Annotated in this window: 13 protein-coding genes; all 13 read left to right on the forward strand. The window is 30.6% G+C overall.

Annotation, left to right across the window (positions count from 1 at the left end):
• Window positions 1–40 precede the first annotated feature (40 nt).
• Window positions 41–1,048 carry a glycoside hydrolase family 25 protein gene (locus BUA92_RS15080; RefSeq protein WP_073020823.1) on the forward strand — a complete coding sequence of 336 codons (1,008 nt, stop codon included), beginning with the start codon at window positions 41–43 and terminating at the stop codon, window positions 1,046–1,048.
• A gap of 134 nt (window positions 1,049–1,182) precedes the next feature.
• Entirely contained in the window at window positions 1,183–2,646 is a 1,464-nt protein-coding gene (locus BUA92_RS15085; RefSeq protein WP_073020825.1) for a VanW family protein, read from the forward strand.
• A gap of 196 nt (window positions 2,647–2,842) precedes the next feature.
• Window positions 2,843–3,679: a Cof-type HAD-IIB family hydrolase gene (locus tag BUA92_RS15090; protein ID WP_073020827.1), complete on the forward strand. Its 837-nt coding sequence runs from the start codon at window positions 2,843–2,845 to the stop codon at window positions 3,677–3,679.
• Between the two features lie 37 nt (window positions 3,680–3,716).
• Complete coding sequence (gene splB / locus BUA92_RS15095; RefSeq protein ID WP_073020829.1) at window positions 3,717–4,721, forward strand: spore photoproduct lyase; 1,005 nt, start codon at window positions 3,717–3,719, stop codon at window positions 4,719–4,721.
• Window positions 4,722–4,833: 112 nt separating this feature from the next.
• Entirely contained in the window at window positions 4,834–5,295 is a 462-nt protein-coding gene (locus BUA92_RS15100; RefSeq protein WP_073020831.1) for a tRNA (cytidine(34)-2'-O)-methyltransferase, read from the forward strand.
• 74 nt (window positions 5,296–5,369) lie between these two features.
• Window positions 5,370–6,218 carry a DegV family protein gene (locus BUA92_RS15105; protein WP_073020833.1) on the forward strand — a complete coding sequence of 283 codons (849 nt, stop codon included), beginning with the start codon at window positions 5,370–5,372 and terminating at the stop codon, window positions 6,216–6,218.
• A 114-nt stretch (window positions 6,219–6,332) separates the two neighbouring features.
• The gene (locus tag BUA92_RS15110) at window positions 6,333–7,379 is read left to right on the forward strand and encodes a BMP family lipoprotein (protein WP_073020835.1); all 1,047 of its coding nucleotides are present in this window, start codon (window positions 6,333–6,335) and stop codon (window positions 7,377–7,379) included.
• A gap of 137 nt (window positions 7,380–7,516) precedes the next feature.
• Window positions 7,517–8,884 carry an RNA polymerase factor sigma-54 gene (gene rpoN / locus BUA92_RS15115; protein ID WP_175550915.1) on the forward strand — a complete coding sequence of 456 codons (1,368 nt, stop codon included), beginning with the start codon at window positions 7,517–7,519 and terminating at the stop codon, window positions 8,882–8,884.
• 181 nt (window positions 8,885–9,065) lie between these two features.
• Window positions 9,066–10,100: a sugar-binding transcriptional regulator gene (locus BUA92_RS15120; protein ID WP_073020840.1), complete on the forward strand. Its 1,035-nt coding sequence runs from the start codon at window positions 9,066–9,068 to the stop codon at window positions 10,098–10,100.
• An 89-nt stretch (window positions 10,101–10,189) separates the two neighbouring features.
• Window positions 10,190–11,206, forward strand: a complete 1,017-nt coding sequence (gene gap, locus BUA92_RS15125) for a type I glyceraldehyde-3-phosphate dehydrogenase (RefSeq protein ID WP_073020842.1) — start codon at window positions 10,190–10,192, stop codon at window positions 11,204–11,206.
• A 109-nt stretch (window positions 11,207–11,315) separates the two neighbouring features.
• Window positions 11,316–12,497 carry a phosphoglycerate kinase gene (locus BUA92_RS15130; protein ID WP_021803041.1) on the forward strand — a complete coding sequence of 394 codons (1,182 nt, stop codon included), beginning with the start codon at window positions 11,316–11,318 and terminating at the stop codon, window positions 12,495–12,497.
• Between the two features lie 23 nt (window positions 12,498–12,520).
• Entirely contained in the window at window positions 12,521–13,267 is a 747-nt protein-coding gene (gene tpiA / locus BUA92_RS15135; protein ID WP_073020844.1) for a triose-phosphate isomerase, read from the forward strand.
• 155 nt (window positions 13,268–13,422) lie between these two features.
• On the forward strand, window positions 13,423–14,958 hold the full coding sequence (gene gpmI / locus BUA92_RS15140) for a 2,3-bisphosphoglycerate-independent phosphoglycerate mutase (protein ID WP_073020846.1): 1,536 nt from the start codon (window positions 13,423–13,425) through the stop codon (window positions 14,956–14,958).
• Window positions 14,959–15,229: the final 271 nt, after the last annotated feature.

A 15,229-nucleotide genomic window follows, 5' to 3' on the forward strand; every position in this document is an offset into this window, starting at 1 on the left:
TTATATTATAGTAATAAAGTAATAAATGTGGAGGCAAAAGATGCAGGATAGAAATCCTCGTAGTCTTTTTGGACTTGATATTAATGAGTATACACAAGGTGTAAACTTTCAAGTTCTGGCTAGTACAGTTGATTTTTTGTACTTAAGGTCGTCGGGATCAGCTACAGGTAGATTTAGAGTAGATTTAAAGTTTTTACAGTTTGCAAAGGGTGCAAGGGAGTTTGGAATACCAGTAGGGGCTTATCATTACGGAGTACCATCTTATGATTTGACAACTGCTGATAATCAATGTGATGACTTTATAAATACTCTTCAACAAGGATTTGGAAATAAGGATTATGGTGATTTATTTCCAGTTTTAGATGTAGAAACGCCACAAGATGATTCAATGACCACTGCAGCAATTGTAAATTGGATAGACAGATTTAGAAAGAGATTTGAAAGCAAAACTAATCGAAGACTTATGTTTTACACAGGGTTATTTTTTATAAATATTCATGATGACTTTAAAGTTAATGGAAGATATCCATTGAGTGATATGCCGCTATGGATAGCTATGTATAAAGAAATCCCTGGAAATCCTCCTTATCCAACAGATGCTGGTGGATGGAAGAGATGGAGAATATGGCAGTGGACAGAAACTGGAACTGTAAGAGGGGCTAATCCTCCTAGTGATTTAAACTGGGGACCTGATAATATAGCATACTTAATGCAACCAGCTGTAGTACAAGGTTTGTTTGCAAGCATGGATAGAAACAATATATATGTTACTTGGACTAAAAACAGGGAACCTGATTTAGCTGGATATAATATTTTTATTAATGGAGAATACTATACTACAGTGGATAAAAATACTACAAGATTGGTTATTCCAAGAAGAAATTTAAAAATATCTCAAAGTGAGCCTATAGAAATATCAATACATGCTTTCGATACAGATAGAGAAATATCTAAGAGAAGGGCAAGATTTACAATAAACCCTAATCAAAGAAAAGAGCTTTTGGATGAAGACAGAATTTATTTTAATGATTCAGATTTATTTTTTTAAGAAACAAGGTTTGCCATTAGGTAAACCTTGTTTTGTTATTGGAATAATAAATTAAGATTTTTGTAAAACTATTTTAGTTTAATGAAAAATAAATTTGTAGTATAATGTATTGACAGGGAGAAAGGAGAGATTAAATGGAGGAAAAGAAGAAAAAGAAAAGTTCTAAAAGTAAGGCAAGAAGAAATATACTTTTTACAGTAGCCACTGTAGTTATGTTAGGAGTTTTTGCTACTTCAGCATATGCTATAGCATCTAATAACAGGGTTAAACAGTGGGAAGATAAAATCTATCCTAACATTAAAGTTAATGGAGTTGATCTTTCAGGAAAAACTAAAGAAGAAGCAGTAGAAATGCTTAAAAATAGTTTTGAAGAAAAAATAAACTCCAAGAAAATAAATGTTAAAGTTAATGATAAGATTTTTACTTTAGGATACTCAGACATTAGTCCTGAATTTAATATAGAAGAAACAATAGATAAAGCTATTTCTATAGGTAAAGGTTCTAATTTTTTCAGTAAAAAATCTTGGATTGACGGCAAACACAATGAGGACTTATCATTAGAATTTAATTATGATGAAACCAAGTTAGAACCATTTAAAACTTCAATAAAAGATAGTGTTAAAACAGGATCAAAAAATGCATCAATATCTATAAGTAATGGGAAAATATCAATTACTCCAGAAGTTGATGGCACAAAAGTAAATGAAGATGAACTTAATAATAAGTTAAAAGATGTTATAGATGGAAGTATAGATAAAGATATAGAAATAGTAGTTGCTACAGAGATAGATAAACCTGCTATTACTAAAGATGAGTTATCGAAAATAAACTCTAAGATTTCAACTGCACAGACAAATTTTTCCAGTTCAACTTCAGAAAGAGCTTCTAATGTTGAATTAGCAACAAAGTTTTGTAATGGCAAGCTTTTAATGCCAGGAGAAGTATTTAGTTACAATGAGGTTGTAGGAGAAAGAAGTGCTGCTAGAGGATTTAAAAATGCAGCTGTTTTTGTAGGCGATAGAGTTGAACAAGATGTAGGTGGTGGGATATGTCAAGTATCTACAACCTTATATAGAGCTGCTATGGAGGCGAATTTAAAATCCACAGAGAGATATAATCACTCTATGCTTCCAGGTTATTCACTTCCAGGTCTTGATGCAACTGTAGCTTGGGGACTTTTAGATTATAAATTTAAAAATTCATATGATTTTCCTGTATATATTGAATCATATACATCTAACAGAAATGTGATATTTAATATATATGGAAGTAAAGAAGGTATGGCTGGAAAGACATATAAATTAATTGCCGAGACTACAGAAACTTTACAACCTACTATCACAACAAAAGAGGATGCAACTTTAAACGAAGGAACTACTCAATGGGAGAAGAGTCCAGTAGTAGGTTATAGAGCAAAAAGTTACTTAATAACTTATGAAAATGGAAAAGAAGTAAATAGAGAAACTGTTTCAACTGACAAATATACTAAGGTTGATGGAGTAGTTATAAAGGGTACTAAAAAGGCAGTACAAAATAAAGTGCCTTCAACTGAAACTCCAGCAACTCAAACTACAAGTGAACAAAATTCTAATACGTAACAATAGAAAACAAAAAAAAATCATCGGTTTAGAGCTGATGATTTTTTTGTTTTCTAAATGCGTATAATAAATTTGCACATTAAAAATATAAAAAATATTAATTTTATAATAAATTAAGTGGATAACATATGAATTAATTATTATAATTTTAATAATGATGTAAAAAAATATGGAGTAATTAAGGGAGGATTAAATATTGGATTATAAACTTGTATGTATAGACATGGATGGAACGCTGTTAAATAGTAATAAAAAGGTGACAGAAGAAACTAAAAAGGTGTTGCTAGAAGCAAGAAATAAAGGTGTGAAAATAGCTATTTCTACAGGAAGAATATATAATAATGCAGCTTTTTATTCTAAATACATTGGATTGAATTCTCCTGTAATAGCAGCTAATGGAGCTATTATAAAAGATGTCAATGATAAAGAGATTTATAAAGGTGTAATAGGGTATGAAACTTGTAAGAAAGTCTTAGAGGTTCTAAAAAAGTATAAAATGAAACCTAATTTCCACACTCATAATTCTATTTTTTGTGGTGGAATTTTAGAGAAATTATTTATATATCTATTTATAACAAGAGGAATACCATCAGATTATAAAGTTAAATTATATTCTGTAAAAGATAATGAATGGGATAAGGTATTGCTTGATAATCAATCTGAAATTTTAAAGTGTATAAGTATACATACTAGCAAAGAGGTTGTTAAAAAGGTAAGAGAAGAGTTAAAGCAAATTAAAGGTATAGAAGTATCAAGTTCTAATATGCTTAATATAGAAATAAATGCTGAAGGTGTTTGTAAAGGAAAAGGTGTAGAAATTTTAGGAGAGAAGTTAGGTATAAAAAAAGAAGAAATAATAGCGATTGGCGATAATGAAAATGATTTAACAATGATAGAATATGCTGGATTAGGTGTAGCAATGGGAAATGCACCTCAATTTATAAAAGATAAGGCTGATTATATAACTTCTACTAACAACCAAGAAGGTGTATCAAAAGTTATAAGAAAATTTATATTAAAAGAAAATATATAATTCAATAGTAATACATACTACTACTGAGGTGATAAAAATGTTTATTCCAAGTAGAGTAATAATGGAAGAAAAGGCTCTAGAATATAAGCTAGGCGAGGAACTACTAAATAGATTTCGTAAAGAAGAGAAAGAAATAATAATATCAAAAGGACGAGTAAGTGGAATTCCAGGTAATACTCCTAGAGAAATGTATGTAGAAGGTAAAAGCACACTGGTAGTAGGCGTAAGGAAAACATTGGATTTTCAAAGCTGTAAGCCTTCTGCTCATTATCAGTTACCATTAGTAAGTGGGTGTATGGGAATGTGTGAGTATTGTTATTTAAATACTCAATTAGGTAAAAGACCATATACAAAAATTCATGTAAATTTAGATGAGATCTTTGGAAAAGCATTAAAGTATGTTGAAGACAGGAAACCAGAGGTAACAATATTTGAAGGAGCAGCAACATCTGATCCAATACCTGTAGAACAATATACTGGAGCTTTAGAGAAGGCTATAGAGTTATTTGGAAGTAACGAATACACTAAGTTTAGATTTGTAACTAAATATGGAGATGTTGACTCTTTGCTTAACCTAAAACATAATGGGAGAACTACTATAAGATTCTCAATAAATACAGATAACATTATTAGAAAGTTTGAACATAAAACAAATGGAATAAATGAAAGAATAGAAGGAGCCTATAAAATTGCAAAGGCAAACTATCCGTTAGGATTTATTATAGCGCCTGTGTTTCTTTATGATAATTGGCAAGAAGACTATAAAGAACTTATAAACAGAATTGGGGAATTATTTAAAGGTTATCAAGTGAATTTTGAAATAATATCTCATAGATTCACAAAAAGAGCAAAAGAAAATATTTTAAGCGTTTACCCAAAAAGCTTGCTCCCTATGGATGAAGAAATAAGAAAATTTAAATATGGACAATTTGGATATGGTAAATATGTTTATACTAATGAAGAAATAAATAATATGAAAAATTTCTTTTGTGAAAATATTACGAAATATTTTGATGAGAAAAATATAAATTATATAATTTAGTGTTTTGACTAATATATTTCTATAGTGTAATATAAATTTAAGATGGATTAGCTTTACCATCTTATTTTCTTGAATAATAAAATTTTATTATTCAAAATGGAGGGACAAAAGAGTGAATCTTAACATAGTTTTGTATCAACCTGAAATACCGCAAAATACAGGAAATATAGCTAGAACTTGCGTACTTACTAATTCTAAATTACACTTAATAAAACCTATGGGTTTTTCTATAGATGAGAAAAGTGTAAGGCGGGCAGGATTAGACTATTGGAAAGATCTTGATTTAGAAGTGCATGAAAGTTTTGAAGACTTTATGGCTAAGTATGGACATAATACCATATATTTATCATCTACACATGCAGATAAGTATTATAATGAAATAAAGTTTCAAGCTGGAGATTTTATTATGTTTGGAAGGGAATCATCAGGGGTTCCTAAGGAGGTTCATGAAAGAGTACAAGGTATGAGAGTGCCTATGATAAATACTAGTACTAGAAGTCTTAATTTATCTAATACAGTTTGCGTAATAGCATATGAAGCATTAAAACAGTTGGACTTTCCTCAGATGAAGTAAATTTCTTTTTGGGATTATAGATATTTATTTTGTAGAGTAATATATTAAGATGAGTGAGTGAGGGAGAGTAAATTATGAATAAAATAAAAATAGTTACTGATTCGACGGCGGATTTGCCTAATAATATTATTTTAGAGAAGAGTATTGAGTCATTGCCATTATTAATAAATTTTGGGGAAGAAAGCTATTTAGACGGAACTGAAATTACTAGAAATGTCTTATTCCAAAAAATAAGAGAAGGGAATGTATTTCCTACTACTGCTCAAGTTACACCTCAAAGATTTTATGAAACGTACAAGAAGTTATTAGAAGATGGTTATAAAATTATATCTATTCATTTATCTTCAGATATGAGTGGGACTTATCAATCAGCTTGCATAGCAAAAGAAATGTTAGGTAGTGAAGATATAGTTGTAATAGACTCTAGAAATGTTACGGCAGGACTAGGATTATTAGTTATAAAGGCTGCAGAATTAGTTGAACAAGGATTAGAAATAAAAGATATAAAGAATGAAATTGAAAGAAGAATACCTCACATAAGAAGTTCTTTAGCATTTGAATCTTTAGAATATCTAGTTAAAGGTGGACGTTTATCTAAAACAGCAGGGACTATAGGAAGTGTTTTAGGTATTAAACTTATATTAGAAGTTAAAGACGGCAAAATGGCTGTTAAGGACAAGGTTAGAGGAAGTAAGAAAGCTGTTAAAATTATTCTTGAAGAGTTAGAAGAATACGGATATGAATCTGGAGAACCATTAATGATTTTAGATGCAGAAAATAAAGAGATATATGGAGCTCTTAAAGAGAAACTAATAGAGAAAAATATTAATTTTGTTGAGGCTGAGGTAGGATGTACTGTTGGTATACATTCTGGACCAGGGGCTGCAGGAATATTTTTCATTCCAAGAGGAAGTATTAATTAAAGAAAAAGACTGCTTAGATTAAATAATAATTCTAAGTAGTCTTTTTCTTTAACTTTGATTTGAAAATAATTTAATATTTTTCGGATAAACTAACTCTAAAGGAGGTTTGTTTTAATGAAAAATAGGCGGTTAAGTTATTTTATAATTATAATTTTGATTTCTAGCAACCTATGCTCTTGTAATATAATTGAAAATACTTTTCTTCGAAAGACTACTAAAATAGGTTTCTTATCAGATAAAGGAGTATTTAAAGAAAATAATTTTAATGAACAATCCTACAAAGGTGTATTAGAAGCGGTTCAGGATTTTAATATAAAAAGTGTATCAGTAGAAAATGATAGTAAAGAAGCTATAGAAAAAAACTTAAGAAAACTTGCTAATAAAAGTGATTTAATTATTGTAACAGGAGAAGATATGAATGTGGCATTAAATAAAATATCAAAAGACTTCTCTGACAAGATTTTTGCAATAATTGATGGGAAAAGTGATAATGAAAATGTTAAAAGTGTAAAATTTAAAGAGCAAGAAGGTGCCTTTCTTGTAGGGGTATTAGCTGGAAGACTTACACAAAGTAATAAGGTTGGGTTTATAGGTGGAGATATGGATGATGTTTTGGAAAGGTTCTATACAGGATATGCAGCTGGAGTAAATAACGTAAATAAAATTGCCTCAGAATCTTTATTAAATGGAGAAACTGCAAGATATACCATGGATTTTAAGGATAAAGATAAGGCCTATAATATAGCTAAGGAACTTTATAAAGATGGATGCGATATAATTTTTCAAGCAGTAGGAGAAGCTGGTGAAGGTGTTTTTAAAGCTGCAATGGAAGAAAATAAATATGTTATAGGAGTAGATCAGGATCAAGCAGAAATATATAAGGAATATAGTTCAGTAATAATATCATCTATGATAAAAAGAGTAGATAAAGCTACCTACGAAGTATGCAAGGAAGTGGCTACTGGAACATTTAAAAGCGGCAAAAATTATATAACTACTTTAGGGTTAAAGGATGGATATATAGATATTGCACCTTCCACAGAACAAAAGATTTCAAAAAACTTAATGAATGAAATAAATGATTATAAAGATAATATAATAGAAGAAAAATTTATAGTACCTGAAAAGACAATACAAATTAAAGAATATTTAATAAAATAATAAAAACAATGAAATAAATTCCATTTACTGTAAACCTTTTATTTAAATTAATAATATTGTTGTCGTAGGTTGATTTTTTATAGTAATAACAGTTAAAATAGTTAATATATAAAGGAATTAAGGGTGATGGAATGAATATGAATTTTAATATGACTCTAACACAAGAGCAAAAGCTTATTATGACACAGCAGATGCAACTTTCAATTAAGCTCTTACAGATGTCATCAAGTGAATTATTAGAGTATATAAATAAAGAATTTGCAGAAAACCCAGTTATTGAAACCAATTATGAAAAGGATTTAGAAGAAGTAAAAATACAAGATAGATATGATTATAAAGAAATGATAAAATACTTTGAGTCAGATAACTACGGATCTCAAAGTTATGGTAGCTATGATGAAGACGAGGTGTCACCTTTTACATTCATATCAGCTCAAAAGTCATTAAAAGACTTTTTAATTGAGCAAATTATAGACTTAAACATAGATGAATTCCATAAGAGTTTATGTATTTATATAGCAGAGAGTTTGGATAATAAAGGGTATTTAGATATTTCTACACAAGATATAAGTAAGGAATTGAAAGTTCCCTTAGATACTGTTGAAAAGGCTTTAAAAACTCTACAATCTTTAGAACCAGATGGAATTGGAGCTAGAGATTTAAAAGAATGTTTAACAATACAATTAGAGAAGCAATATTTTGATGACGAAAATCTTTTTGAAATAATAGAAAATCATTTAGAAGACATTGCAGATAATAGATATAATCAAATAGCTAAAGCTTTGAATATTACGCCTAAAGAAGCTCAAGAGTATGGGGACATTATAAAGGAATTAGAACCTAAACCATCAAGAGGATTTTATACAGGGGATGATGTAAAGTTTATAATTCCTGATGCTACAATAAGAAAGATTGATGGAGAATATTTTATACTTATGAATGATGATGTATTACCTAAGTTATCAATAAATTCTATGTATAAAGAAATATTGAATAATTCTAAGGATGCATTTGCAACAGACTACGTAAAACAAAAAATTAATGGTGCAATGTTTTTGATAAAAAGTATAGAGCAAAGAAAAAGCACATTATATAGAGTTTTAGAGAAAATTTTAGAGAAGCAAATGGATTACTTTGAAAAAGGAGAAAGTTACCTAAAACCAATGACATTAAAGGAAATAGCTGAAGAATTAGGTATTCATGAATCAACAGTTAGTAGAGCTATAAAAGAAAAATTTATTTTAACCTATAGAGGAACAGTTAAAATAAAAAATTTATTCACTACAGGGCTAACAGTAACAGATGGTGGAGAAGACACAAATATATTAAACATTAAAAATGAAATAAAAAATCTCGTAGATAAAGAAAATAAAGAAAAACCAATATCTGATCAAGTTATTTGTAATGAACTTAATAACAAAGGGTATAATATATCTAGAAGAACAGTTGCAAAATACAGAGAAGAAATGGGAATTAAATCATCAAGTAAAAGAAAAAGATTTTAAAATATATAGCAATAAAATACTATAGCAATATAATATTTTATTGCTATTTGAGTAATAATAATAATTTTTTAGAAAAATTTTCACAAAATCTCTTTCAAATTTAATTATAGTGTTTTATAATAATAGATGTGGGACATAAAAGTTTCAAGTGGGACATAGGCGTACCAAAGGAGTGTTGGAATTGCAAAACATTTTAAAGTTACTTAAAAGTATTGTCCCTGAATTAGTTGAAGTTCTAGAAAAAAGGTACAATATATTAAGAACTATATATTACTATCAGCCTATAGGGCGTAGAATTTTAGCCAACAAGCTAAATTTAAGTGAAAGAATAGTTAGGACAGAAGTGAATTTTTTAAAGGCACAAAATCTTATCCAGATAAACACTCCCGGAATGAGCGTTACAGTTGAGGGAGAAACAGTAGTGGAAGAGCTAAAAGATTTTCTCCATGAAATTAAAGGCTTAGCTGAACTAGAGGATGAGATATGTAGGATTCTTAAGCTTAAAAAAGTCATCATTGTCCCAGGTGATATAGAAGCAGATGCTTCTATAATTAAAGAATTAGGTAAAGCAGCAGCTAACTACGCAAGAGAAATAATAAGAAATAAAGACGTAGTAGCCATAACTGGAGGAAGTACAATAAAGGAAGTTGTACATAACTTCCCAAAAGTAAACAATCTAAGTGATGTCTTAGTAGTTCCAGCAAGAGGTGGAATGGGTAAAAAAGTTGAAACTCAAGCTAATACCTTAGCAGCGGAACTTGCACACAAACTAAACGGAAGCTATAAAATGCTTCATATTCCAGAGAATATTAGTGGAAATGCTTTAGATACTTTACTTAAAGAAAAAGAAATAAAAGACATTATTCAAAACATTCATAAAGCTGACGTTCTTATATATGGAATAGGAATAGCAGATGAAATGGCTGAAAAAAGAGGTTTATCACAAAAGGATAAACAAAAATTAAAATCATTAGAAGCAGTAGGCGAAGCTTTTGGATGTTACTTTAATAAAGAAGGTGAAGTAGTTTTTGTATCTAATTCTATAGGTATAAATTACGATGTTGCCAAAAAGATAAAAACTCATATTTCAGTAGCTGGTGGAAATAATAAAGTTGAAGCAATACTTGCTACAGAGAATTGTAATGAATATGGGGTATTAGTAACAGATGAAGGTGCAGCGTTAGGACTGCTTGAATATTTTAGAGCTAATGAATAATACTCACTTAGCTTAAGCAAACTTAAATGGTATAAAATATTTTTTATAAATATTTTAAATAAATCTATATCTTTTAGGAGGAAATTTCAATGGCAAATGTTAAAGTAGCAATTAATGGATTTGGTCGTATTGGACGTCTTGCGTTCAGACAAATGTTCGGAGCAGAGGGATATGATGTTGTTGCAATCAACGACTTAACTGATCCTAAAATGTTAGCACACTTATTAAAATATGACTCATCTCAAGGTAGATACGAAGGAACAGTAGAAGCTAAAGAATCTTCTATCGTTGTAAATGGAAAAGAAATCGAAATATATGCAAAAGCTGATGCTTCTACACTTCCATGGGGAGAGTTAGGAGTAGACGTAGTTCTTGAATGTACTGGATTCTATGTATCTAAAGCAAAATCTCAAGCACACATCACTGCAGGTGCTAAGAAAGTTGTTATTTCAGCTCCAGCTGGTAATGACCTTCCAACAGTTGTATACAATGTAAACCATGATATATTAACTGCAGAAGATAACATAATTTCTGCTGCTTCATGTACAACTAACTGCTTAGCTCCAATGGCTAAAGCACTTAACGAATATGCAGAAATCCAAAGTGGTATAATGTCAACAATCCACGCTTACACTGGAGACCAAATGTTATTAGATGGTCCACACAGAGGTGGAGATTTCAGACGTGCTAGAGCTGGAGCTGTAAACATAGTTCCTAACTCAACTGGTGCTGCAAAAGCAATCGGATTAGTTATTCCAGAATTAAACGGAAAATTAATCGGTTCAGCACAAAGAGTTCCAGTTCCAACTGGTTCTACAACAATCTTAATATCAGTTGTTAAAGGAAAAGATGTTACAGTTGAAGGAATTAACGCTGCAATGAAAGCTGCTACAACTGAATCTTTCGGATACACTGAAGATCAATTAGTATCTTCTGATATAATCGGAATCAGATTTGGATCATTATTTGATGCAACTCAAACAATGGTTTCAAAAATTGGAGAAGATTTATATCAAGTTCAAACAGTTGCTTGGTATGACAATGAAAATTCATACACTAGCCAAATGGTTAGAACTATAAAACATTTCGCTAACTTCTTAAAATAATTTAAGTATTTAGTTTTAAGTTTTTAAAGTTAAAAATAAGTCTGGTTTTGTAGTATAAGGCTATAAACCAGACTGTTTTAAAATAAAGAAATATTATGAGGTGAAAAGAATGAGTTTTAACAAAAAAACTATTGAAGATATCCAAGTTAAAGGTAAAAGAGTATTAGTAAGATGCGATTTTAACGTTCCACTAAAAGATGGCGTTATAACTGATGAAAATAGATTAGTTGGAGCACTACCAACAATAAAATATTTAATAGAAAATGGTGCAAAAGTTATTCTTTGCTCACATTTAGGAAAAGACGCTTCTAAATCATTAGCACCAGTTGCTGTAAGATTAAGCGAAATGTTAGGAAAAGAAGTAGTATTTGCAAGAGATGAAGAAGTAGTAGGAGAAAATGCTAAAGCTGCTGTTGCAAAAATGAATGAAGGAGACGTTGTTCTTCTTGAAAACACAAGATGCAGAAAAGAAGAAACTAAAAACGTTGAAACTTTCTCAAAAGAATTAGCTTCATTAGCTGACGTATTTGTAAATGATGCATTTGGAACTGCACATAGAGCTCACTGCTCAACAGTTGGAGTTACTGAATTTGTACCAGTTTCAGCTTGTGGATACTTAATTCAAAAAGAATTAAAATTCTTAGGAGAAACAGTTAATGCTCCAGTTAGACCTTTTGTTGCTATATTAGGTGGAGCTAAGGTTTCAGATAAAATAGCTGTTATTAACAATCTTTTAGATAAAGTTAATACACTAATAATCGGTGGAGGAATGGCATATACATTCTTAAAAGCTCAAGGATATGAAATCGGAACATCTTTAGTAGAAGTTGATAGAGTTGAATATGCTAAAGAAATGATAGATAAAGCTGCTGCTAAGGGAGTTAATCTATTATTACCAGTAGATAACATAGTTGCAGATAAATTCTCAGCAGATGCTACACCAGTAGTAACTGAAGATCAAAATATTCCAGAAGGACATATGGGATTAGATATCGGACCTAAGACTGCAGCGATATATGCTGATGCTGTTAGAGAAGCTAAAACAGTTATCTGGAATGGACCAATGGGAGTTTTTGAATTTGAAAACTTTGCAAAAGGTACAGTTGAAGTAGCTAAAGCTATGGCTGAATCAGATGCTACTACAGTTATAGGTGGAGGAGACTCAGCTGCTGCTGTAAATATATTAGGATTTGGAGATAAGATGACTCACATATCTACAGGTGGTGGAGCTTCTTTAGAATTCTTAGAAGGTAAAGAATTACCAGGAATAGTTGCTTTAAACGATAAATAATTAAATATTTAGAGGTGAATAGAATGAGAAAAGCTATAATAGCAGGAAACTGGAAAATGCACTACACTCCAGCTGAGGCTGTAAAAGTTGTAGAAGAATTAAAACCATTAGTAAAGGATGCTACTTGTGATGTAGTAATCTGCCCTACTTTTGTTTGTTTAGATGCTGTATTAAAAGCAGTAGAAGGTTCAAACATCAAAGTTGCTGCACAAAACATGCACTTTGAAGAAAAAGGAGCTTTCACAGGAGAAATAGCTCCAGGAATGTTAGAAGCTATGGGAGTTAGCTATGTTGTTTTAGGACACAGCGAAAGAAGAGAATACTTCAATGAAACTGATGAAGCTTTAAACAAAAAAGTTAAAGCTGCATTTGCTCACAACTTAACTCCAATTCTTTGTTGTGGAGAAACTTTAGAACAAAGAGAAAATGGAACAACTAATGCAGTAGTTGGAGCTCAAATAAAAGCTGACTTAGAAGGTTTATCAGCTGATTTAGCAGAAAAAGTTGTTATAGCTTACGAGCCAATCTGGGCTATAGGAACTGGTAAAACTGCTACAGATGAACAAGCAAACGAAACAATAAGTGCTGTAAGAGGCGTTGTTGCTGAAATGTTTGGAAAAGAAATTGCTGATAAAGTTAGAATACAATACGGTGGATCCGTTAAACCTAATACAATAAAAGCTCAAATGGCTCAATCAGATATAGATGGTGCTTTAGTAGGTGGAGCTAGTTTAGTAGCTACAGATTTTGCAGCAATAGTAAACTACTAATCTGCAAATGAAAATAACAATGGCGACAATCAATCTTATGAAAGAGTGGTTGTTGCTATTGTTTTTTTAATATCAGTAGAATATAATTAATTTAGAAAAAATAAAGAGAATATTTGTTTCTTTTTATAATAATAAGTACTATTTTGGAGGTAGTTATGGCAAAGAAACCTGTTTTATTAATGATATTAGATGGTTTTGGAATCGCACCAAAGTCAGATGGAAATGCTGTTGAGATTGCTAATAAACCAAATTATGATAGATTGTTTAGCAAATATCCACATACTACTATACAAGCATCAGGATTAGATGTTGGTCTTCCTAGTGGACAAATGGGAAACTCAGAAGTTGGACATTTAAATATTGGTGCTGGAAGAATAATTTATCAAGAATTAACAAGAATAACAAAAGAAATAGAAGAAGGTAACTTATTCAAAAATGAAGCTTTATTAAAAGCAGTAGAAAATGCTAAGAAAAATGATTCTGCATTACATCTTTTAGGATTATTATCAGATGGTGGAGTTCATTCACATATAGATCATTTAAAAGGTCTTTTAAAATTAGCTAAAGATAATGGATTAACAAAAGTTTACCTACATGGATTTATGGATGGTAGAGATGTACCTCCATCATCAGGAAAAGGCTTTGTAGAAGAAATTGAAAGCTACATGAAAGAAAACTCTATTGGTAAAATAGCTACTATAAGCGGTAGATATTATGCTATGGATAGAGATAATAGATGGGAAAGAGTTCAATTAGCGTATGATGCTATGGTTAACGGTAAAGGTGAAACTGCAAAATCAGCAGTAGAAGCTATGGAAAACTCATATCATGATAACAAAACTGATGAGTTTGTTTTACCAACTGTTGTATTAGAAGATGGACACCCAACTGCTAGCATAAAAAATGGAGACTCAGTTATATTCTTTAACTTTAGACCAGATAGAGCTAGAGAAATAACTAGAGCTATAAATGATAAACAGTTTGATGGATTCCAAAGAGAAACATTAGACTTAACATTTGTAACTATGACTCAATATGATAAAACTCTTGAAGGCGTAGATGTTGCATATAGAGCTGATGGAATTAATAATACATTAGGTGAATATGTAAGCAATAAAGGATTAAATCAATTAAGAATTGCAGAAACTGAAAAGTATGCACACGTAACATTCTTCTTTAATGGTGGAGTAGAAAAGCCATATGAAGGTGAAGACAGAGCTCTTATTGCATCACCTAAGGTTGCAACTTATGATTTAAAACCAGAAATGAGTGCTTATGAAGTAACAGATGAATTACTTAATAGACTAGATACTGATAAATATGATATGGTAATTCTAAACTTTGCTAATCCAGACATGGTAGGTCATACAGGGGTAATAGCAGCTGCTGAAAAAGCTGTTGAAACTGTAGATACATGCCTAGGTAAAATTGTTGATAAAGTTTTATCTAAAGATGGAACTGTATTTATAACTGCGGACCATGGAAACTCAGAAAAGATGATAGATTTTTCAACAGGAACACCATATACAGCACATACAACAAATCCAGTACCATACCTTTGGGTAAGCAATGAGTCAGAAGGAAAAGAGCTTAGAGAAGGCGGAAGACTTTCAGATATAGCTCCAACTATCCTTCAAGCAATGGGATTAGAAAAACCTTCAGAAATGACTGGAACAAGTTTAATAAAATAATATACAAAAAAGCCATTACGATTTAAAGTGATGGCTTTTTTCTTTATATAAACTCCCATCTAATCTCACTAACCTAATTTAATAAAAGCAGTACTCTATATAATATTTAAATACTAGGAATATTGCTACTATCTGATAAAAAAATAAAAATTTAAGCAGAAAGTGAATAAAGAGTAGGCAAAAAAAGTAGACTACCTATTGAATGTCTGAATGTCTGAATGTCTGAATGTCTGAATGTCTGAATGTCTGAATGTCTGAATGTCTGAATGTC

This window comes from Clostridium intestinale DSM 6191 (assembly GCF_900130055.1).
In the GTDB taxonomy this organism is placed as follows: Bacteria; Bacillota; Clostridia; order Clostridiales; family Clostridiaceae; genus Clostridium_T; species Clostridium_T intestinale.